Origin of the sequence: Maribacter forsetii DSM 18668, assembly GCF_000744105.1 — a bacterium.
Classification (GTDB): Bacteria; Bacteroidota; Bacteroidia; order Flavobacteriales; family Flavobacteriaceae; genus Maribacter; species Maribacter forsetii.
Genome location: NZ_JQLH01000001.1, coordinates 1,190,286 through 1,212,394, shown reverse-complemented (window position 1 = coordinate 1,212,394; position 22,109 = coordinate 1,190,286). Strand labels below are relative to the sequence as shown.

Below are 22,109 nucleotides of genomic sequence, written 5' to 3'. Positions count from 1 at the left end.
AAAACTAAAAAACCTGCGCTGTAGGCGCAGGTTTTTGTTGTGTAAATGGTATTTTCTATGTGTCAATGTTTGCATAAACAGCATTTTTCTCAATAAATTCTCTTCTAGGCGGTACTTCGTCACCCATAAGCATAGAGAAAACACGATCTGTTTCCGTCGCATTATCTATTTGTATTTGACGTAATGTTCTAAACTCAGGATTCATTGTAGTATCCCACAATTGCTCTGCGTTCATTTCACCAAGACCTTTGTAACGTTGTATACTAACACCACCACTGTAGCTATCCGCAATTTCGTCACGCTCTTTATCACTCCAAGCATATCTCTTCTTTTGTCCTTTTTTAACTAAGTATAAAGGCGGAGTTGCAATATAAATATGTCCTTGTTCTACCAACTCCCTCATGTAACGGAAGAAGAAAGTTAAAATCAGTGTTTCAATATGACTACCATCGACATCGGCATCACACATGATGACTACTTTATGATATCTTAACTTATCTAAGTTCAATGCCTTACTATCTTCTTCGGTACCAATAGTTACCCCCAAAGCAGTATACATATTTTTGATTTCTTCGTTTTCAAAAACCTTGTGTTGCATGGCTTTTTCAACATTCAAAATCTTACCTCTTAATGGCAAGATCGCTTGAAAGTTACGATCACGACCCATTTTTGCAGTACCACCTGCCGAATCTCCCTCGACAAGGAATATCTCACATTTTTCAGGATCTTGCTCAGAGCAATCAGATAGTTTACCAGGTAAACCACCACCGCTCATTACATTCTTACGCTGTACCATTTCACGAGCTTTAGAAGCTGCATGTCTAGCTTGCGCTGCAAGAATTACTTTTTGAACAATAGTTTTAGCATCGTCCGGGTGTTCCTCAAGATAATCCGTCAACATTTCAGACACTGCCTGACTTACTGCTGCCGAAACCTCTCTGTTACCTAATTTTGTTTTTGTCTGACCTTCAAATTGAGGCTCAGAAACTTTTACGGATACAATTGCCGTAAGACCTTCACGGAAATCATCTCCTTGAATTTCAAACTTTAATTTATCCAACATACCAGAAGCATCCGCATATTTCTTTAAAGTAGAAGTTAAACCTCTTCTAAATCCAGATAAATGCGTACCACCTTCGTGCGTATTAATATTGTTTACGTAAGAGTGAAGATTCTCTGTATAACTAGTGTTATATATCATAGCTACTTCAACAGGAATGTCATTCTTTTCCCCTTCCATAGCAATAACCCCTTGTATCAAAGACTCACGGTTACCATCTAAAAACTTAACAAACTCCTTAAGACCTTCATTAGAAAAGAACGTTTCTCCAACGTACTCTCCTTTTTCATCTTTCTGGCGCTTATCCGTAATACTGATAGTTACCCCTTTGTTCAAGAAAGAAAGCTCACGCATTCTATTTGCCAAAGTTTCGTAGCTATATTCTATAGTTTGTGTGAATATGGTATCATCTGGGTGAAAAGTCACCTCTGTACCTCTCTCCGTAGTTTCTCCTATTCTTTTAACAGGATACAAAGCCTTACCTCTAGAGTATTCTTGTTGCCAAACAACACCATCTCTATAAACCGTTGCCGATAAATGATCAGACAATGCATTTACACAAGAAACACCAACACCGTGTAGACCACCAGAAACTTTATAAGAATCTTTATCAAACTTACCACCTGCACCAATTTTGGTCATTACAACCTGTAATGCAGATACGCCTTCTTTTTTATGAAGATCTACAGGAATACCCCTACCGTTATCTTTAGTGGTTATGGAATTATCTTCGTTTATGATTACGCTAATGTTGTCACAATGACCACCCATAGCCTCATCAATAGAGTTATCTACTACTTCATATACTAAATGGTGCAAACCACGGACCCCAACATCACCTATATACATGGATGGACGCATACGTACGTGCTCCATTCCCTCCAAGGCCTGAATACTATCTGCCGAATAATTTTTCTTATTTGCTTCTTCGCTCATAAAATTAAGGTTGTTTTACTTCAAATTTTGCAATCTTACAAATATACGCAATACCCCATGAAATATAGCCTTTCTAAGGATTGGACAAATGCAAGTTATCAACAATAATTGTGGAAAATTAGCCGCCAGACCCTAAATAGCGGCACAAATCATAAAACACCCCTAAAAAGAAGAACGAAAGCCTAATAAACCATTAAATGCGACCTATGTGACACCGTAAATTGTTCTTATGATTTTATTAAAATTCGTCTTATAATTTGTGAAATGTTAACATCTAACAGCTGAAATTAACGGAATAAAACTGATTACTTGCCCTATCGCTATTCATAGCAAAATATTAAGATATCCTTTAGATATGGATAGTAATTTAGAGGTATAATCTTAAAACAATCTATTATGAACGAAGAACAATTCAAAGGAAAGTGGAATATAGCTAAAGGAAAACTTAAACAGAAATATGGCGACCTTACCGATGATGACCTTACGTACGCAGAAGGAAAATCTGATGAGCTATTAGGAAGAATTCAAGAAAAGACCGGAGAGTCTAAAGAGAAATTAAAAGAAATGATCGATAGTATTTAAACGGTAAAACCATACACGCATAAAAAAGCAAACCCCGCCTACAGAAGTAGACGGGGTTTTTACAATAGATTTATTGACTAATTCAAACTCTATTGTTTAACATATGCTTCGTCATGTACGTTAGCTATTGCTCTACCAGAAGGGTCATTCATATTTTTAAACGCTTCATCCCATTCCAAAGCTGTTGCCGTACTACAAGCTACACTTGCTTCTTGCGGCACACTCAATGCTGCAGCATCACTAGGAAAATGTCCTTCGAAAATAGTTCTATAGTAATATTCTTCTTTGTTCAATGGTGTGTTGATAGGAAAACGGAATGCCGCATTTTTAATTTGCTCATCTGATATTTCTTTCTCAACCAATTCTTTTAAGGTATCGATCCAACTGTAACCTACACCATCACTGAATTGTTCTTTTTGTCTCCAAGCTACGCTTTCCGGTATCATATCTTCAAATGCCTTACGTACTACCCATTTCTCCATACGTTCACCGTTGATCATTTTATCTTGCGGGTTGATACGCATAGCTACATCCATAAATTCTTTATCCAAGAACGGCACACGTCCTTCAATTCCCCAAGCAGCTAAACTCTTGTTAGCTCTTAAACAATCATACATATGAAGCTTATCTAACTTACGTACGGTCTCTTCATGAAACTCTTGTGCGTTTGGTGCTTTATGAAAGTACAAGTAACCTCCAAATATCTCATCTGCACCTTCACCAGACAATACCATTTTAATACCCATAGACTTAATAACACGTGCCATTAAATACATAGGTGTAGAAGAACGAATGGTAGTTATGTCATATGTTTCTATGTTATAGATAACATCTTTAATAGCATCTAAACCTTCTTGAATGGTAAACTTGATCTCGTGGTGTACGGTACCTATATGATCTGCCACTTTCTTTGCAGCAGCTAGATCTGGCGAACCTTCTAGACCAACAGAGAAAGAGTGTAATTGCGGGTACCAAGCATCTGTAGTATCTCCACTCTCTATACGTTTCTGTGCATATTTCTTTGCAACCGCAGAAGTTACGGATGAATCTAAACCACCTGATAACAATACACCGTAAGGTACATCAGACATTAATTGTCTGTGAACTGCAGCTTCTAAAGCTTCCTTAACTTCTTGTATGCTAGTTTCGTTTTCCTTTACCGCATCATACTCCATCCAATCTCTAGAGTACCATCTTTTTATTTCTCCGTCAGCACTATGCAAGTAATGCCCTGGAGGAAATAATTCTATTTTGGTACAGGTACCTTCAAGTGCTTTTAATTCTGATGCTACATAGAACGTTCCGTTTTTATCCCAACCCATGTACAAAGGAATAATTCCCATATGATCACGAGCTACAAAATATTCATCTTTTTCGGCATCATAAATCGTGAAACCAAATATACCGTTCAATTCATCTATAAAATCTACTCCCTTTTCTTGATACAAAGCCAAAATAACCTCGCAGTCAGATTCTGTTTGAAAGTCATAAGTACCTTCAAATTGCTTACGTAATTCTCTATGATTATATATTTCTCCGTTCGCAGCTAATATCAATTTACCATTTGGACTCAATAATGGTTGTTTACCAGAAGCTGGATCCACAATAGCCAAACGCTCGTGCGCCAAGATGGCTTTATCATCTGCATAGATACCACTCCAATCCGGACCTCTATGTCTTATTTTCTTCGACATTTCTAAAAGTTGAGGCCTAAGTAACTCCGTACTTTCCTTAACATCAAATGCACATACTATTCCACACATAATCTAATTATTATATCATTTCGAATACAAATATCTATTTATTGTTTCATTTAACAAACACATAATACAATTATGATTACATATTATAACTATAAATTAATTTATTGATTAAATATGACATGTATTCTATATTTATAGCGTTTAAAACATGCTGGAATGTAACTATCAAAAAATTTAACTTCTTTTTATTAATCGGACTGTAAGGAACTGCTTAGTTTTATGACCTAGAAAACCAAAACAATTATTATGAAAAAAGTATTTACACTAGCTACACTTATTTTTGCCTTAGTTTTAACCTCTACGGTATCTGCACAAGAATTTTCTGGAATTGACAAAAGTCCAATGGATATGGCTGCCTACCCTACAGATTACAAAGTTTCTGAAAAGGCGGTACGTATTATTTACGGAAGACCACAATTAAAAGGTCGTTCTATGGAAGAATTAGCTCCTACAGGAAAAGTTTGGAGAACAGGTGCCAACGAAGCTCCTGAAATTACATTCTACAAAGATGTTACATTTGGCGGTAAAGCTGTTAAAGCTGGAACATACTCTTTATTCACCATACCTGGTGGAGATGAGTGGACCGTTATTTTGAACAAAAACTTAAACCAATGGGGATCTTATTTTTATGATGAAGCTGCAGATGTTGCTCGCGTAACGGTACCTAATGGTTCTGACGCTGCTTCTTTAGAAGAATTTTCAATAGCTTTTAAAGATGCTGGTGACGGTGCACACTTGGTAATGGGTTGGGACAAAACAAGAGTTGCAGTTCCTATTACTATGTAATTAGAAACAACATATATTAAAAAAGCCTCGGTCATTGACCGAGGCTTTTTTTTTGCTCTTTTTTATTATCTAACTATACCATTTACAAAAGTCTGTTCAGCACGTATAGTAGGTATTTCAGATACCGGAACCGTCATCATATCTTTATCGTAGATGACAAAATCCGCTACCTTACCAGGCTCAATGCTTCCTTTTTCATCTTCTTCAAAATTAGAGTACGCTGCCCAAATGGTCATTCCCTTCAAAGTTTCTTCTCTAGATAACGCTTCTTCCATTTGAAAACCTCCCTTGGGATATCCACTAGTATCTTGTCTTGCAACAGCTGCATAAAATGTCAAAAAAGGACTTACATCCTCTACAGGAAAATCGGTTCCTAGTGCAATTGTACCTGCTTTGTTCAATAACGTTTTATATGCATAAGCACCTTCTACTCTCTCCCCTAAACGATCTTCTGCCCAATACATATCACTTGTTGCGTGTGTTGGTTGAACTGACGGAATAATGCCATCTTCAAAGTAATCGAAATCACCTTCTGTCAATACTTGTGCATGTTCAATTTTCCATCGTCTATCCTCTTTGCCTTGAAGTACATTTTTGTAAGCTCTCAACACAGCAATATTTGCAGAGTCGCCAATAGCGTGCGTGTTCATTTGATATTCTGAATTTGCTAGTTTTTCAGCCAATGCCTCAATATCTGCAACGGGAGTAATCATAGCTCCAAAGTGCTTAGGTAAGTCACTATATTCTTCTTTTAAAGCCGCACCTCTAGAACCTAGAGCTCCATCACCATACACCTTAATTGACCTGACATTTAATTGATCTGTCTTAACAGGTCCTTTCTTGATGTAATAATCAACATCCTCTTTGTTATTGCTCACCATAGCATACACCCTAATGGACAATATGCCAGCCTGCTGTAAACTATCGATCAACTCAATAGTACTTCTATCTAAACCCGCATCATTAACAGTTGTAAGTCCGTGGTTAAGACTAATTCTTTCTGCATCTTTCAACGCCTTAATTTTATCTTCTAGTGTTGGCAATGGCATAATACTATCTATAAGTGTCATAGGATTATCCACTAAAACTCCGGTAATACCAGAATAGCCATTAGCCCATTTCTTTACAATTTCTCCACCTTCAACCTTGGTACTCCAGTCAATACCTGCCATATCCAAAGCTTTCTGATTTACCAAATATGCATGACCGTCTACACGTTCCAAAGCTACCGGTATATCAGGAAAAATAGTATCTAACTCTGCTTTTGTAGGAAATTCTTTGATTTCCCAATCATTTTGATCCCAGCCTCTACCTCTAACAAAAGACTTTGGGTTAGCTGTATGAAATTCCCTAACGCGCTCCAACACCTCTTCAAAACTTGTAGTACCAACTAAATCTACTATTTGTTGATTAAGTCCTAACCCATAAAAATGGCAATGTGCATCGATTAAACCGGGAGTTATAGCTCTACCATCAGCATCGATCAACTGATCAGAAGTATACACATCTCTTATTTCATCTGTAGTACCAACGGCAATAAATTTACCATCCTGCACGGCAAATGCTTGTGCTTCAGAAAAAGAATCGTCTACGGTATAAACTTTGGCATTAACGATTACCAGGTCAACTTTCTCTTTCATGAGTTCGCAACCAGATAATAAAACAAGTAAAATTGGCAGTAGTTTTTTCACAACAAAATAGTTAGTTAGCAAAATAGAAAAAGTAAGCACATACGTCCCCACTTCAAATAATATTGAAAACTAAGTATTTTTTCGGAAAGTTTTAAATCTTTATTGTCCAGGCAATTGGCGAACACCTAAAATTTCACTAGTGCCCTTGGCAGAATAGCCTTCTCCCATTATTACATCGCCCTCAACTTTTAATACGAACGACACCCTTTTTAGACCTTCAAAATTTACATTGAAATTAATACTATTATTTTGAACAACAATATCTTGACCAGTAAGTACACCTGTACCTAATTTTACGGCTACGTCGTAAGAATCCCCTTTTTTGGTAATAAAAAACATTCCCTTTTCATACGGTTCATCAACATTTGTCATGGTATACTTCCAAACTCCCAAGACAGAAGTTTTGCAATTAGTTTCTTCAGATTTTTGTTGAAATGGTTCTTTCAATTCATTGGTCTCTACTGACGAGAAGGAGCAAAACACTAATATGAGCAAAAAAGCTTGTAAAAGACAATGGTTGGTTTTCATTAATGGTTGTATTATACTATGTATTCTAAACGAAGATTCTTTTTATATATTTCATGTGATTGCCAGGTAATTACAACATTATTTGTCTTGCTCAATAATCCAGCTATCTATTTTTTCTTCTAATAACACCAAAGGCAAACTGCCTGAATCTAAAATTTGACTATGAAATTCCTTGATATCAAATTTATTGCCTAATATATTTTCAGCCTTAGTTCTGAGTTCCCTTATTTTCAACTGACCAATTTTATAGGATAACGCTTGCCCTGGGGTAGCCATATATCTTTCAATTTCTGCGATTATACTTTCTTCTGACTCCGCCTCATTATCCAACGAAAATTGAATGGCCTTTTCTCGTGACCACCCTTTTGCATGAATACCCGTATCTACCACTAGTCTAATTGCGCGGTGCATCTCCATACTTAGCATACCAAAATATTGATAAGGGTCTGTATATATACCCAATTCTTTACCTAAAGATTCTGCATACAACGCCCAACCTTCTACAAAAACACCCATACTTTCTGGATGTAAAAACTCAGGAAGCTTATTATTTTCTTGCTGCAAACTTAATTGAAAATGGTGCCCAGGTATAGCTTCGTGTAAAAACAAAGCTTCATCATGTACCTTGTTATAACTCTTTACATCAGGAATTGGGACATAAAAAATTCCTGCTCTAGACCCATCTTTAGAACCCGGCACATACTCCGCGCTTGCTGATGCTTCTCTAAAAGCTTCTGTTCTACGCACATTAAAATCTGCTTTTGGAGTCAGGGCAAACAAAGAATCTATACGCAATGCAATGCGGTCATTTATAGCATTAAAACTTTCGATTACCTGTTCAGGTTCTGAAAAAGGCATCAATTCTTTTTTATTACGAAGAGAACCGAAGAAGGATTTTAAATTGCCTTTAAATCCTATTTCATTCTTTACAGCCTCCATCTCTTTAGAAATACGAGACACTTCAAACAATCCCAATTCATGGATTTCATCTGCAGTCATGTTCGTAGTCGTATGCAATTTAATTAAATATTGATACGTTTCTTTTCCGCTAGGCAAGTCCAATAATCCGTCAGTATCCCTACAAGCTGGTAAATACTCCTTGGTTAAAAACTGATTTAACTCAACATATTTAGGTGTTAGTTTTTCTTGAATAAAATCTTCGAAATTACTTTGAAGAATATCCATATCAACATCAGACAGTCCGTCTGGGAAATTCATTATTGGTTTATAGAATAGGTTTTCTTCTAAAGGAACATCAATAAACGATTGAATCTGCGGCAGCATTTTTAGCATAAGTTCTTTAGGCAGAACAACACCTTTATCCATACCAACTTTCATTTTCTCAATAGATGTATCTAAAAATGCGAGGTAATCTTCTAATCTCTCTAACCAATTGCTATAGTCTTCAATACTACTAAAGGGCTGCACACTTGTACCACCGCCCAATTGCGCCACATATAAATGCAACGACTGTATCTGAAAAAGCGGCATCAACTCAAAACTTGGCAAATCATAAATAGGTGAAGCAATAGTGACTACAGGATTCATTACGCCCTCCAATTTCACATTACAATCCCACTCCATAACACGCATACTCATATAATCTGCAGCACTCACTTGTGTAGAATCGTATGTACCCAACTCTTCCAAAAAGTAGGTATAGCGGTCTTTTAAATGTAAAATGTAATCATCAGAAATATAATTGGCTACGGTATCATTATAAGTCGAATAACCCGCTTTTGTAGCTTCTATAGGGTTGATGCTTTTCTTAAACTCGTAGAACTCGGCAAAAACCTCAGCAATTGGTTTCGTTGTAATAGGCTGTTCTTGTTTTGAAGAATCTTTACAAGAATAAATAACAACTACGAATAATAAGAGCCAAAGTGTACGAACCATTGAATTAGATTTTGTACTGAAAAATACAAAACTATTATGATTGATCAACCTCTATTTTATTGAATTTAAAAAAGGAATTACTTCTTTGATTTAGAATTCGCCTTCTCCTTAATTTTTACGTAAATCAATTTTTTACGCCCCTTAGAATCCTCTCTACGTTCAATTTCGAAATGCGGAATAGAATTGATGAGCGGTGTCAGTTTTTGAAATCCGTAATTACGAGAATCGAAATTTGGTTGCTTTTTTTGTAACAAGCTACCAACATCACCTAAAAATGCCCAACCATCATCATCAGCAACATCATCAATAGTCGTTGAAATAAAACGCAATGCCTTTGGCGTAATCTTATCTACCGTATTCTTTTCTGCAGGTGTTTTATTTGCAGCATCAGTCGTTTCTTCTTCTGATCTACCTTTTAAAATTTCTATGTATATGAATTTATCACAAGCTACAATGAACGGGTTAGGCGTTTTGCGTTCTCCTATACCAAAGACTTGCATGCCTGCTTCTCTAAGTCGGGTCGCCAAGCGAGTAAAATCACTATCACTACTTACAATGCAGAAACCATTGACCTTGCCAGAATATAGCACATCCATAGCATCGATAATCATAGCAGAATCGGTTGCATTTTTCCCTTGGGTATAGCCATATTGTTGAATGGGCGTAATAGCATTTTCAAGCAATACATTTTTCCATTTCCCTAATCGTGGGTTGGTCCAATCTCCATAAATACGTTTAATGGTAGGGTTACCGTATTTAGCAATCTCCTCCATCATTTCCTTTACATAGGCAGACGGAATGTTATCACCATCTATTAATACTGCTAAATTCAAATCCATTTGTAGTGTTTTATGTAAAGATAGATTGATTTATACTTGAACGGCAACATGTTAAGCGATAAAGTTAAAAATGATTTTTTTATTGCGGATTATTCGCCTGTATAGAACCAATTGCCAGAAACACTAAAAATGCTAACCCTAAATACCCCACCATTTGGTAAGACCCAAATGTAGATAGGCAAAGACTAAAAATACTTGGCGCTAGGGCACTGCCTAAAATTAAAAAACTCATAATTTTTCCTGTAATGCTTCCTAAATGTGCCCTGCCAAAAAATCGGGGCCAGGCAACTGCATTAAGTACGGCAAAGAATCCACCAAGAATTCCAAAACCTGCAATTAACATAGGTACACCCGCTACAGTTGGTAAGAACAAAAATCCGAGAGAAGCTAAAAATCCGCCTAACAACATTAAATACAAATACAATTTTAAAGGCAGATAATCACTCAAAAAGTTGAAAATGGTGGAAACGGTAACGGCAACAACAGACCCAGGTAAAAAGATAGCTATGGCATCTTCTTTTACAAAACCTTCGTGTGTAAAAATTGAAACCACGTGAAAGGTAAGACCGGTAATAAAAAAGGAATTGAATGCAAGTGTAAGACCATACATCCAAAACGCTCTCTCTTTCTTTGCTTCTTCTAGAGTGAACTGCTTAGGTAACACTTTTTTCTCTTTCTCTTCTGAAGATAAAGCCGAAGCACCATCTGGTAATAATCCATGTTTCTCTGGCGATATTTTGTAAAAGATGTAAATAAACACACTAAAGATCAGTAAACCTATCGCTAAAATCTGCCAAGTATTTTCCCAGCCATACCCTTCAATTAGGGCATTTACCCAAAGTGGAGAAGAAGAAAACCCAAAAGAAAGCGCCACACTGCTAAATGAATTGACCTTACCCCTATTCTTATCGAACCAGATCATAATGACATTTCTAGATGCCATAGTCAAAACGCCCTGTCCCGCAAAACGCAGCATAAAGAATAACACCGTCATTAAAATGAATGGTATCACCCATGTATCTATTGACAGAAGTTCTTTAATATACGAACTCATAATTGCAGACCATGAACACAAAAATAAGGTTAGCCCTAAAGAGATGGCTGCAAAAAATGCAACATACCGCGCTCCATATGTATCAAACCAAACGCCTGCCCTACCAATAACCAAAGAACTGACAATGGTACCGATCATATAGGCGTTACTGAATTGGTTACGTGACAATCCTAAGGCATCTTTCACCGGATCTGTAAAAACAGACACACCAATTGTCTGTCCTGGAATACTGCAATAAATACCAATGGTACCGATAACAAGAATAACGTAGCCATAGAAAATGGGACTTTTAGCTGGATCAATAAGTGGTTTTTGAAGAAAATTCGCCATAGTAATTGTGCTTCTACAAAAGTACACCATAGCCTTCACTCAATTTATTATTAACTTGTTAATCTAAAAACAAATTCAGATTTCATGAAACATAAATTTCCCTTACCTCTATTACTACTTTTACTAACGGCAATTACCTCTTTTTCAAGCCTTGCTCAAGAAAAAGAATACTATGAACTAAAAACATATACCATAAAAAATGAAACCCAAGAGAACATGGTAGATGATTATTTAAGAAATGCATACCTACCTGCATTAAAAAGAGTGGGTATTGAAAATATAGGCGTTTTTAAGTTGCGGCCAGATAAATTTAAAGTCAGCGATAAAATATATGTACTAATACCCTTTCAATCTCTTGCAACTTTTGAGAACCTAGAAGAAATGTTAGCGGTAGATAAAACGCACCTTTCCACTGGGGCAGATTATATACATGCCACACATGACAAAAAGCCATATGAAAGAATTAGTTCTGTATTGCTACGTGCCTTCCCAGATATGCCAAAAATGAAACCCAGTGAAGTTGAAGGTACACGAGCAGATAGGGTTTATGAGTTAAGAAGCTATGAAGGACCAACCGAAGCCATGTACCGCAGAAAAGTAGATATGTTCAACGAAGGTGGTGAAGTGGAGCTTTTTGAAAACCTAGGGTTTAATGCCGTTTTCTATGCCGATGTAATATCCGGTGATAAAATGCCCAACCTTATGTATATGACCACGTTTACGAACATGGAAAAAAGGGATGCCCTTTGGAAAGATTTTGGAACGTCTGATAAATGGAAGGAAATTTCTGTGATAGATAAATATCAAAACACGGTAAGCCATGCAGATATTTACCTATTGTACCCAACGGAGTATTCAGACTACTAATCTGGTTTGCTCAACACAAATTCTACACGCCGGTTGAGAAATCTTCCGGCTTCTGTGTTATTAGTAGCTATGGGTTTTGAACTACCAAACCCTTGTGATGAAATTCTATTTTTTTGAATACCGTTTTTTGTCAAATATTTTACTACTTCTTTTGATCGTCTTACGGACAATTTTTGATTAAAAGGATTAGAACCTACATCATCTGTATGTCCTAATATTTGGATTTTTATAGACGGATTTATCATTAAATATGAAAGTAAGGATTCCATTTCTTGCTGATGATTTCCTCTAATATCAGCCTTATTAGAATTGAAATAAACATCTTTAAATACATGAATGCTATCTAACACATATTCCCTTTTTTGGATGACAGCAGTATTTTGAAGTTTCGATTTCACATTACTCACAGAAACCATATCTAGATAGTAGTATGAACCTTTGGTAATTTTTCTTTTGGTCTGATATTTCTGAGTGCGTTTATTGTTTTTGAAGTTGCCGATGATCATATAATTTTCTGTGCCTGTGGCTTCAAACTCCGTCGTCAATTTCACCCATTTTATTTCATCGGAATAATATTTGGAATAGGATATTTCTAATGCTGCGGATGCATCGCCTTGTAATTTAGAAAAATGCATTCCTGATAAGACTTTGCTCGTCTCCACCTCAACAGGAAACTCTGTAAACCGGATGCCAAATTCCTTCACCGCAAAATCTGACCGCTCAGCCAAACTCACATAAAAAGAAATCGTATAACGTTCTCCTTGCTTTAAAGTCGTGCTTAATTTTGCCTGAATATATTCTCTATAATCGTTTGGGGCATACATGTAAAACCCCACATAACCTACGCCAAAATTAGCGGGTTGCTTTCCGTTAAAATTTTCAGGGGTTCCCATGGCCGTGCTACATCCATTAAAATAATCCGTAGACCCCAAAGTGGGCATATTCCAATCTACCACATCCTTTTCTAGATTACCCAAAGTAACGGGGCAATTTCTATAGTTTTCAAAACTAGGATTCAATACTAAATTCTGACAAGTCAAAAAAAATGGCATACACAGCGCAACCAATAGCAAAAAATAAGAATGTCGTCTTTTAAGGTGCATGCATTTCAAATAGATTCCCTAAAATACAGAAAAGATAAAATATAGTGATATTGCCAAATCTAGGGCACAAAAAAAGCCCTTCTCATCTCAAAAGAAGGGCCTTACTAACAATAAAAAACCAAACCTTACTTTAACTCTTAATTGTTATATAAGTAAATAGATGCAGCAGACGATAAGTCATTACTAATAGCTGGTGCAACATTACCACTAGCATTTAATGCATCTGAAAAGGCAAGTACCTTACCATTACCAATCTCTGCAATAAATACTGTTTTTGTTTTATGGTCATAAGCAACATCAATAGGGTTACCCATTTCTGTCATAGAACCAGCAACTCTTGTTTGATCAGAAAGTGCCAATGTTCCGCCATTATCCACAGCTGCTAATTTTGCCGCAAAATCTTGAGTTACTTGAAATCCGCCATCTGTATTTGCATCCGTAGCATCACCTATATCTGTCATTACCAAGACATCATCAGCCTCACTGTAATCTATACCATGTGTTCTTACAATACCGTCAACCGTAATTCTTTTGGTCGGAGTAATTGCACCATCCGCAGAAAAGTCGGTCAAGAAATTATCGTATACTGCTAAATCGCTCGTAGCATCAACAACGGCCAACAAAGTGTTCCCCATAAATGTGATACCCCAAGTATCAAAACCGGCATCAAACGTATTCAATAGACTAAAGCTAGAACCGTCATACTCATAAACATAAAATTTGTTTTCTGAGTTACTGGAAACAACTACTTTATTTCCAAAAACAGCAATCTCCCTTGGACTAGCCAATTCTGCACTACCTGAAAAATCTGCTGTAATATTTGCTAAATTCGTAACCGCATTGAAACTACCATAAGCCTCTAAAGCCAAGCCAGATCTTGAAGCCTGAACAATAGCATCGTTAAACGCGTCATAGTAAATACCTTCTGTAGCATCAGAACCTGTAGCTACTGTTTTTGTCAACATACCAGAACCATCATATACACTTACATTTCCGTCAGCCGTACTTGTAGCATATAATCTTGTTGCTCTAGCTTCACTAGAATCTCCCGTATTTCCGTCAGTTTCATCGCTACTAAATTGAATTGATGAAGCCATTGCTAAATCTTTATTGAAAGACGGAGACAAATCTCCACCAGAACCTATAGAAGTAAATCCTAATACTTTACCATTTCCAATTTCAGAAACATAAACGGCATCGGTTTCAGAATCATAGGCAACATCAATTGGGTTACCCATTAATGTTGAAGAACCTGCAACACGCACTTGCATACCTATTGGTAATAATTCACCATCAGACAAGGCATCGAATTTAGAAGAGAAATCAGATATTACGTGAAAACCACCATCTGTATTTGCATCTGTAGCATCACCAATATCGGTCAACACCATTACATCATCTGTACCATCATAAGTAATACCGTGTGTTCTTACAATACCTTCGATTGTTACTCTTTTCGAAGGATTTAAAACCCCATTGGTAGCGTTAGTAAGAAAATCATAATACACCGCTAAATCTCCCGTCGTATCAACAACGGCATATAAATCATCACCTTTAAAAGTGATACCCCAAACTGGGAAAGGTACCTCAACAGTACTAGTTAAGGAAAATCCGCTTCCTGTATTTTCATACACAAAGAACTTGTTGGCACCATTATCGGCAACTACGAAAGAAGATCCGTTAACCGCTAATTCCCTTGGACTCTCCAAGTCTGCACCACTTGCATAAGCAGGGGCAACTGCGTCACCATCCATCATAGTGCTTACATCTGTAAAAGCTTCTAATTGCAAAGCACTTCTAGATGCTTGAAAAACTACATCTGCAGTAGCATCATAATAAATACCTTCGGCAGCAGTCGTTGTTGTCATGAATGTGACCAAAGAATCTCCGGTTACACTATATCTTGAAATATTTCCGTTATCGTTATTGGTTACGAAAAGGTCTGTTCTACGACCTAAAACCGTCATACCATCACCGCATGGCTCACAAAAGGAACCACCACAGTCAATACCGGTTTCGTCTCCGTTCATAATACCGTCGTCACAGGTTACATCTGGTGTAACATCGACTATAGCATCATCATCGTCACTGCAAGAGGCCATAAATAAAGCGCCTGCAAAAATTGCTAAATAAATTATAGATTTTTTCATATTGTATTTTAGGTTTTATTAGTTGAACCACCAATACTTACGAAGAGACTTAAAGAGGGTTTGCTTTCATTTGTTAAATATATATTAAAACCAAAAACACCTAAGAACCAGACACTTCTGACACTTAGGTGTAAATAAAATTATAAAAGATATTTTTTAGAAGTCGAACTTATAAGTTGCTCCTCCCAAAATCTGAATTCCCTGAACTTGAAAATTAGCCCAGCGTTGGTAATCATTATTAGAAAGATTTGCTCCCTTTATAAAGAAAGACCACTGATCTGTATATCTATAACCAATATGTGCGTTAGCATCAAAATAACCATCTAAAGTTATTAGTGTAGCAGGAAAATCACTGGGCTGCACATTTTGTACTACCGATGATGAAAAATCATCTCGCTCACCAACATAGAACAAGTTAGCACCTGCGTACCACTTCTCCCCTATCTGATAATCCATAAACAATGACGCTTGTAGATTCGGCAAGTTCCAAGCCGGATTACCAGTTTCTGTATTGTAATCATACACCTCAACATTTACACCAGCGGTAAAATTACGGTTGACATCAACATTCAACTCCCCAAAAATTCCCAAGGTTTTAATATCATCATAGAACAAGCCAAATGAATTACCATAATAGTACCCTTTGTCATCTGACCTAAAATCATTTCTAGGATTCAATGTATACAGCGGTCTGTTGTTCTCAGCGGAATAAGACCCTTTTACATTATAGCTTAAATTAGGTAGCAACTGACCTTTAAAACCAACATAGGCATTGTACTGACTATCTGTAGGCGCAATATTTAATGTTGGAGAAACAAACGGATTACCCTCTACTAAATCATAATAAGAGTTCTGCTTTAATTCACCTGTCACTCCCCCATAAGCAATCACCGTTTCATCAAGCAATCTGTAAGATGCCGTTACTGCAGGGTAGATATAAAAGTTACTTTCGCTATTCTCCAGGTCCATGCCGTATACCAAATTCACTCCCAAATTCAGTGAAAGATCATCACGTAACATGGTTAAAGACGGATTGATACCTACTTGTAAATTCCCATAAGAAATTCCTGCATCGTTGGTACTACTATTTAAATCGGCATTCTCAAAAGTACCACCAACGTAATCAACGTTTACTTTAGCATTAAAGGTCTCTTCATTTACTGGAAATTCAAACCCTGTATTGAAAATTGCTCTGTTTTCCCCAGAACTTACCGCATCAAAAAATCTGCGATATTTTAAATCCGCTCTTTTGAAATAAGCATCTTCCACATTAATATGTCCGCTTACTTCGCCCATGTAATAATTTTGACGTTCATCAATACTATTAATAACCGTTTCACTGAATACTCCTGGCTCAATACCGTACCAATTGTACAATTGATGTTGCAAACCAATTGCTGCACCCCAATCTAAATCGCGATCACGTTTTGCGTATGATGCGTCTAATTTGGTATCATAGAACGTATCGCTCAATTCTACACCATCTATACCGCCACGAGAAGATAAGTGATTGAAGCCAATATCAAAATTCTCATCCCTATTAATGGTTCTACTGGTATAAAATTCACCCAACACATTACCATACAATCCCGCACCTAAAGAGGCATACGAATTATATAGTACCGGTGGTGGCAATCTTTCAACTTTAGATGCCGTACCCTTATTAGGTGTAAACGTAGATGCTACGGGAACAGAAAAAATACTATAATTAATAGGCTTTTTCTGTAAGACAATAGAGTCGTTCATATTCGGAACCGACTTAATCTTAAAAGCATCTGAAACGGTTGGCGTATATGCTTTAGTTACCGTTACGGTCTCCGTGCCCAAATCTTTTTCCTCTTCTTCTTGAGCAAAAACAACTTGAAAGCCAAGCGTTAAAATTATAAGCGTAAATATATGTTTGTTGTACATAGATGTTCTTTTACTGGTGTACGTAATTTTTAGTTAGGATCAACCGATGAGTTACTTTTAGCCTCTTTAGATTTTATGATAGCCAGCTCTGCTCTTGCCTCGGCAACAATTTCTGGGTACTGTGTAAAGTTTGTTATGACACTTTCAAGAATATATGTCGCTTGGTAGGCATCATTTAAAGCGTAGTAGTTTTTAGCCATGAGCACTAAACCTTTACCGCCCCATTCTTTGTAGGCTGCATAGTCTTTCGCTAATTTCTGAACTGCAATATTAGAGTTCTCATAGGACCCGTCTAAATTTTCAAAATAGGCATTGTAATACAGTGCTTCTGCCGCTGTTGCCCCAGATGCAATTTTCAATACCTCCGCGTAGGCAGATTTTGCTTTTGCTTCGTCATTTGTAGCAATGGCAGATCTTGCGATCATAATTTGCGCATCACTCTTAATTCTATTATCAATATTCGAAGTTGCCAATACTTTGTCTGCATATTCCAAGGTCTTCGGATAGTTCTTTTGCTTGTAATACCCTTTCATTAAGTTAGAGCGAGCAAATGTTCTGTTCTGTGAAATGTTTGCCTGACTCTCTAATTTCAATAAATATGGCAATGCAATTTGATAATCATCCTTAGAAATATAAACTTCACAAACACGAGTCAACGCCTGTTCTGCATATTCGCTAGTGCTTCTATCGGCAACATATTTGTAATACGGTAAAGCCGATTCTTTTTCTCCTTTCCCGAAGTACAACTGTGCTAAGCTAAAATTGGCATCTACGGCATGTAAACCAGTAGGGAACTGTTGAATGTAATTTTTATAACCTTTAATGGCTGCATCAACATTACCTTCTAAATTCTGTTTTTGCGCAGCGTCGAAAGTAGCATTGTCCAGTTCCGCATCGGTCACCTCAACAAAATCTAGTCCGCGAACCCACTCAGCATATTCGTTTACGCGCCCCATATCCACATACACCAATTTAGCCGTTGCTACAGCTTGTATTGCTTCTTGTGTTTTTGGGAAATCGCGTACAACGGTTTTAAACTTCACCAAGGCAGCTTCGTTTCTAGCGGCATTATAATTTACCAGACCCTGTCTCATTAATGCTTGCGGTACTAAAGAGCTTCCTTTGTATTCACTGATCAATCGGTCATAAGCTTCTAGACCTTTGTTCTCCTGACCTTGCGCAACATAGGTATTCCCCAATTCAAACAAGGCATCATCCCTAAAACTAGACCTTGGATATTGGCTTACAAACTCTTCTAAGTTTTCAATTTTACTTGCACCTTTATCTACATAACCATAGCTCATGGCTTTTTGGTAGAAAGCATAATCTTTCTCCGGCCCCGTTAACGCCAATGCTTTATTATAAGTTTCAATAGCTGGCCAATATTTACTCGTGGCGTAGTAGCTATCACCCAATCTTAAATAACCATCATGTAATTTCTCTACTTCTGCATCTCCGTTGGCTGTAAACGAATTGAAATAGGTAATGGCATCAGAATAATCTTTTTGTTTAAAATAACCATATGCCAAATTATAATCTACATCGGCATACATTTCTGTATTCTTTGCGGATGGATTATTCTTGAACGCCGTATAACCCTGTACTGCTTCACTAAAACGATTAGATAGATAATCAGATTCTGCTTTCCAGTAATTAGCTCTTGCTTTAAATAGCATGTCTTCCGCACTATTTAAAGATTTATTGAAGTTTTCAGCTGCAGCATTATAATCGCCTTCCATAAAAAGTTCGATACCTCTGTAATAAGCTACTTTTTGATAGACAGCCTTACTGGCGTAGTTTTTATTCTCCTCTAGCAATGTCATTGCACCTTCAAAGTTCTTTGAAGTAATGTATGAATCTACCAACAAGGTCTGCATCTCATCTTGATGCTCATCTTTAGGATACGTTTTTAAATAATTTGTAATTACCTGCGGAACCGGCTCATAGGCATTACCCACCTCATAACTTAAACGTGCATAATTTAAAAATGCATCTTTTTGGATCTCGGCACTATAATCCATTTGAGAAGCATTTCGGAAAGCATTTAAAGCTTCCTGCTTTTTATCCAACTTCAAATAGCATTCTGCCAAATGATAATAGGCATTTTGTGCAACGCTATTGGTACCTCCTATAATTTTATTGAATTGAGCTATGGCACTGGCATAGTCACCACCTTTATAGTAAGCGTAACCTAAATAGTAATAATCCGTATTATTCCACTTACCACCTTTACCGTTGTATTCCGTTAGGTACGGAATTGCATTTTCATATTGCTTCAAGTTGAAATAACTCTCCCCAATAATCTTGTTCAGTTCAGATACTTCTCGTCTGTCAGCTTTTGGCAGTTGTTTTTTCGCCAAAGCAATCGCTTCATCGAACTTACCGAGCTTAAAATTCATATCAGCCTGATAATAGCTCAACTTCTCTTCCAATACATCTTGATCGGTAATTTGATCAAAACGCTGATTTGCCGTTTCGTAATCATCTTCTTGATATGAGATATAACCCAGGTAATATTTTGCCTGAGAACCGTAAACTGGTGAAGTAGTAACCTTTTCTAAGTATTTCTCTGCATCTTTCGTTTTTCGTGATGAGAATAAAGAGTAACCGTAATTAAAGTTGAACTTATCCATCTCCCCACGAGAAAGGGAGCTTTGATCTACTTTGTTGTACCACTTTAAAGCATATGGATATTTACCTGTTTGAAAGTAGTACTCTGCCACATCTGCATAGGCAGAATTACGTTTGGTAGAAGTGGGATATTTTGCCACGAAATCTTCCATCAATCTATCTGCACCCGTCTGGTTCAAGCGCACTGCCGCGTTGGCAGAATAATAAGCGCTATTGGCAGCAGTCTCCTCATCTTTTGTAGACACTTTGACCTTATCAAAAATGGTCTGTGCCGCTTGATATTGTTCGTTGTTGTAAAGCGCAAGCGCGTCTTGAAAAGCTTTATGTTCGTGGGTATAGATCTTTGTCTCTTGGGCATTGGTCAAAGCAACCAAACCGAATACCATTGGAATAAAAGCGGTGATTTTTTTAAGCATAGTGTTCTGTTACTATTTAGTAGTACCGTTATCACATGTGATAACGTCAAAAATTGTACCTAAGTATGTGTAATACCCACACAAAATAAAAGATTTTAAAAAAGGGTTCTCTAATATCAAATGGAACTTATTACTTTTATGACAACATTTGCGTTATGGAAGAGATTGTTTTAGAACTTAAGGATGCGGCTATTTTTCAAAAAGAGAGCTTGGTGTTGAGTGAAGTAAGTATAAAGATTGCCAAAGGGGAATTTGTATACCTTATTGGTAAGACCGGTAGCGGTAAAAGTAGCTTCATGAAAACGCTGTATGGCGATTTACCTTTGCAAAAAGGTGAAGGTCATGTGGTTGACTTTGACCTTAAAACATTGAAAGAAAAAGATATTCCGTTTTTACGTAGAAAACTGGGTATTGTTTTTCAAGATTTTAAACTACTTCCAGACCGAAATATCAACCAGAATATGTTTTTTGTTTTAAAGGCAACCGGATGGACAGATAAGGCAAAAATGGATGACAGGGTTTCTAACGTACTGGAAAAAGTAGGTATGAAAACCAAGGGATTTAAGTTTCCGCATGAACTTTCTGGCGGGGAACAACAACGTATTGCCATTGCACGTGCATTATTAAATGATCCAGAACTAATTATTGCCGATGAGCCTACCGGAAACCTTGATCCACAAACCAGTGTAGAGGTTATGAAGGTATTACAGGAAATCAATAAATCTGGCAGAACTATTTTAATGGCAACTCATGATTACGCATTAATACTGAAATTCCCATCTAAAACAATTAAGTGCGACGCCAACAAAGTATTTGAGGTGGTGCAGAGAGCGGTTTAAATAGAATCCAAAATTCCGTTTTAGATTTTTCTAGGAAATAGATAACTATATGTCCCAAAATAAAAAGGAAATTTCATACACACTCCTAAAAGCTGGTATAGCATCTATCCCTGTACTTGGAGGTGCCGCTTCTGAAATTCTGCCTCTTCTTTTAAAAAATCCAATTGAAAAAAGAAAAGAATTTTGGATGAAAGAAGTTGGAGAAAAGTTGAAAATTCTTGAAAAATCTAATACAATAAGATTGACTGAATTATCTAAAAATGAAATATTCATTGACACGGTTATTAGAATATCAACAGAAGCTCTCAAAACTAGTGAACAAGAAAAATTAAAATATTTTAAAAATGCACTTATAAATACAGCAATACTCGAAAATTTGGATATTTCCGAGGTTAATATTTTTACACGATTCATAACTGAATTTACTATTTGGCATATCCAAATTTTAAATCTTTTTGACAACCCTACAAATTGGTTTAAAAGAAATGAAGTTGCCTTTCCTGAATTTTCATCAGCACCATTATCTAAAGTTCTCGTTAAAGCCTTTTCTGCACTAAAAGATCGAAATGAGTTTTATAATTTAATCTGGTCAGACCTTTATAGAGCTGGGCTAATAAATACTGCCGAGCTAAATGTCGGTATAACTTCAAATGGGTTAAAATTTTCAAGAACTACTCCTTTTGGTAAGAAATTTTTGTCTTTTATTCAAGAAGATGAAATTCAATAA

At 36.7% G+C, this 22,109-nt stretch carries 16 protein-coding genes; 5 read left to right on the top strand and 11 right to left on the bottom strand.

Translation table 11 applies throughout. The features are described from left to right. Window positions 1–55 precede the first annotated feature (55 nt). The gene (gene gyrB / locus P177_RS05120) at window positions 56–1,996 is read right to left on the bottom strand and encodes a DNA topoisomerase (ATP-hydrolyzing) subunit B (protein ID WP_036152522.1); all 1,941 of its coding nucleotides are present in this window, start codon (window positions 1,994–1,996) and stop codon (window positions 56–58) included. Window positions 1,997–2,392: 396 nt separating this feature from the next. On the opposite strand from gyrB, the gene P177_RS05115 reads away from it, so the two are divergent. Next, window positions 2,393–2,578 (top strand): CsbD family protein, encoded by a 186-nt coding sequence (locus P177_RS05115; RefSeq protein ID WP_036152518.1) that lies wholly within the window; start codon window positions 2,393–2,395, stop codon window positions 2,576–2,578. A gap of 89 nt (window positions 2,579–2,667) precedes the next feature. Here P177_RS05115 and asnB read toward each other — a convergent pair whose 3' ends face one another. Beyond that, a complete protein-coding gene (asnB, locus tag P177_RS05110; RefSeq protein WP_036152515.1) occupies window positions 2,668–4,341 on the bottom strand; it encodes an asparagine synthase B in 1,674 nt (557 codons plus the stop codon). Between the two features lie 246 nt (window positions 4,342–4,587). Between asnB and P177_RS05105 the strand changes: the two genes are divergently transcribed. Continuing rightward, the gene (locus P177_RS05105; protein WP_036152512.1) at window positions 4,588–5,127 is read left to right on the top strand and encodes a DUF2911 domain-containing protein; all 540 of its coding nucleotides are present in this window, start codon (window positions 4,588–4,590) and stop codon (window positions 5,125–5,127) included. Window positions 5,128–5,192: 65 nt separating this feature from the next. On the opposite strand, the gene P177_RS05100 is transcribed toward P177_RS05105, so the two are convergent. From P177_RS05100 to P177_RS05080, 5 genes are all read right to left on the bottom strand, one after another. Further along, window positions 5,193–6,818 (bottom strand): amidohydrolase, encoded by a 1,626-nt coding sequence (locus P177_RS05100; RefSeq protein ID WP_036157835.1) that lies wholly within the window; start codon window positions 6,816–6,818, stop codon window positions 5,193–5,195. A 99-nt stretch (window positions 6,819–6,917) separates the two neighbouring features. After that, the gene (locus P177_RS05095) at window positions 6,918–7,346 is read right to left on the bottom strand and encodes a hypothetical protein (RefSeq protein ID WP_036152509.1); all 429 of its coding nucleotides are present in this window, start codon (window positions 7,344–7,346) and stop codon (window positions 6,918–6,920) included. Between the two features lie 78 nt (window positions 7,347–7,424). Further along, window positions 7,425–9,242 carry a DUF885 domain-containing protein gene (locus P177_RS05090; RefSeq protein ID WP_036152503.1) on the bottom strand — a complete coding sequence of 606 codons (1,818 nt, stop codon included), beginning with the start codon at window positions 9,240–9,242 and terminating at the stop codon, window positions 7,425–7,427. 77 nt (window positions 9,243–9,319) lie between these two features. Beyond that, window positions 9,320–10,081, bottom strand: coding sequence for an NYN domain-containing protein (locus P177_RS05085; RefSeq protein WP_036152502.1), 762 nt, complete (start codon window positions 10,079–10,081; stop codon window positions 9,320–9,322). A gap of 79 nt (window positions 10,082–10,160) precedes the next feature. Further along, a complete protein-coding gene (locus P177_RS05080) occupies window positions 10,161–11,465 on the bottom strand; it encodes an MFS transporter (protein ID WP_036152500.1) in 1,305 nt (434 codons plus the stop codon). Window positions 11,466–11,549: 84 nt separating this feature from the next. Here P177_RS05080 and P177_RS05075 point away from each other — a divergent pair, with 84 nt between their 5' ends. Further along, window positions 11,550–12,332 carry an NIPSNAP family protein gene (locus P177_RS05075; RefSeq protein WP_036152498.1) on the top strand — a complete coding sequence of 261 codons (783 nt, stop codon included), beginning with the start codon at window positions 11,550–11,552 and terminating at the stop codon, window positions 12,330–12,332. Here the strand turns inward: P177_RS05075 and P177_RS05070 are convergent. The 4 genes from P177_RS05070 to P177_RS05055 form a co-directional block, all read right to left on the bottom strand. After that, window positions 12,329–13,384, bottom strand: a complete 1,056-nt coding sequence (locus P177_RS05070; protein WP_036152497.1) for an OmpA family protein — start codon at window positions 13,382–13,384, stop codon at window positions 12,329–12,331. The two genes, P177_RS05075 and P177_RS05070, sit on opposite strands and share 4 nt — an antisense overlap. 188 nt (window positions 13,385–13,572) lie before the next feature. After that, the gene (locus P177_RS05065) at window positions 13,573–15,585 is read right to left on the bottom strand and encodes a hypothetical protein (RefSeq protein ID WP_036152495.1); all 2,013 of its coding nucleotides are present in this window, start codon (window positions 15,583–15,585) and stop codon (window positions 13,573–13,575) included. A gap of 156 nt (window positions 15,586–15,741) precedes the next feature. Beyond that, window positions 15,742–17,496, bottom strand: coding sequence for a TonB-dependent receptor (locus tag P177_RS05060; protein ID WP_036152493.1), 1,755 nt, complete (start codon window positions 17,494–17,496; stop codon window positions 15,742–15,744). A 29-nt stretch (window positions 17,497–17,525) separates the two neighbouring features. Beyond that, entirely contained in the window at window positions 17,526–20,543 is a 3,018-nt protein-coding gene (locus P177_RS05055) for a tetratricopeptide repeat protein (protein ID WP_036152482.1), read from the bottom strand. A 155-nt stretch (window positions 20,544–20,698) separates the two neighbouring features. Here P177_RS05055 and P177_RS05050 point away from each other — a divergent pair, with 155 nt between their 5' ends. Further along, window positions 20,699–21,382 (top strand): cell division ATP-binding protein FtsE, encoded by a 684-nt coding sequence (locus tag P177_RS05050; RefSeq protein WP_036152476.1) that lies wholly within the window; start codon window positions 20,699–20,701, stop codon window positions 21,380–21,382. A 49-nt stretch (window positions 21,383–21,431) separates the two neighbouring features. Next, window positions 21,432–22,109 (top strand): hypothetical protein, encoded by a 678-nt coding sequence (locus tag P177_RS05045; protein ID WP_036152475.1) that lies wholly within the window; start codon window positions 21,432–21,434, stop codon window positions 22,107–22,109.

Coding starts and splice junctions, on each gene's coding strand:
- P177_RS05060 (WP_036152493.1), bottom strand. CDS start 17,496: ATGTACAACAAACATATATTTACGCTTATAATTTTAACGCTTGGCTTT.
- P177_RS05115 (WP_036152518.1), top strand. CDS start 2,393: ATGAACGAAGAACAATTCAAAGGAAAGTGGAATATAGCTAAAGGAAAA.
- P177_RS05080 (WP_036152500.1), bottom strand. CDS start 11,465: ATGGCGAATTTTCTTCAAAAACCACTTATTGATCCAGCTAAAAGTCCC.
- P177_RS05090 (WP_036152503.1), bottom strand. CDS start 9,242: ATGGTTCGTACACTTTGGCTCTTATTATTCGTAGTTGTTATTTATTCT.
- P177_RS05085 (WP_036152502.1), bottom strand. CDS start 10,081: ATGGATTTGAATTTAGCAGTATTAATAGATGGTGATAACATTCCGTCT.
- P177_RS05095 (WP_036152509.1), bottom strand. CDS start 7,346: ATGAAAACCAACCATTGTCTTTTACAAGCTTTTTTGCTCATATTAGTG.
- P177_RS05065 (WP_036152495.1), bottom strand. CDS start 15,585: ATGAAAAAATCTATAATTTATTTAGCAATTTTTGCAGGCGCTTTATTT.
- asnB (WP_036152515.1), bottom strand. CDS start 4,341: ATGTGTGGAATAGTATGTGCATTTGATGTTAAGGAAAGTACGGAGTTA.
- P177_RS05045 (WP_036152475.1), top strand. CDS start 21,432: ATGTCCCAAAATAAAAAGGAAATTTCATACACACTCCTAAAAGCTGGT.
- P177_RS05055 (WP_036152482.1), bottom strand. CDS start 20,543: ATGCTTAAAAAAATCACCGCTTTTATTCCAATGGTATTCGGTTTGGTT.
- P177_RS05050 (WP_036152476.1), top strand. CDS start 20,699: ATGGAAGAGATTGTTTTAGAACTTAAGGATGCGGCTATTTTTCAAAAA.
- gyrB (WP_036152522.1), bottom strand. CDS start 1,996: ATGAGCGAAGAAGCAAATAAGAAAAATTATTCGGCAGATAGTATTCAG.
- P177_RS05105 (WP_036152512.1), top strand. CDS start 4,588: ATGAAAAAAGTATTTACACTAGCTACACTTATTTTTGCCTTAGTTTTA.
- P177_RS05075 (WP_036152498.1), top strand. CDS start 11,550: ATGAAACATAAATTTCCCTTACCTCTATTACTACTTTTACTAACGGCA.
- P177_RS05070 (WP_036152497.1), bottom strand. CDS start 13,384: ATGCCATTTTTTTTGACTTGTCAGAATTTAGTATTGAATCCTAGTTTT.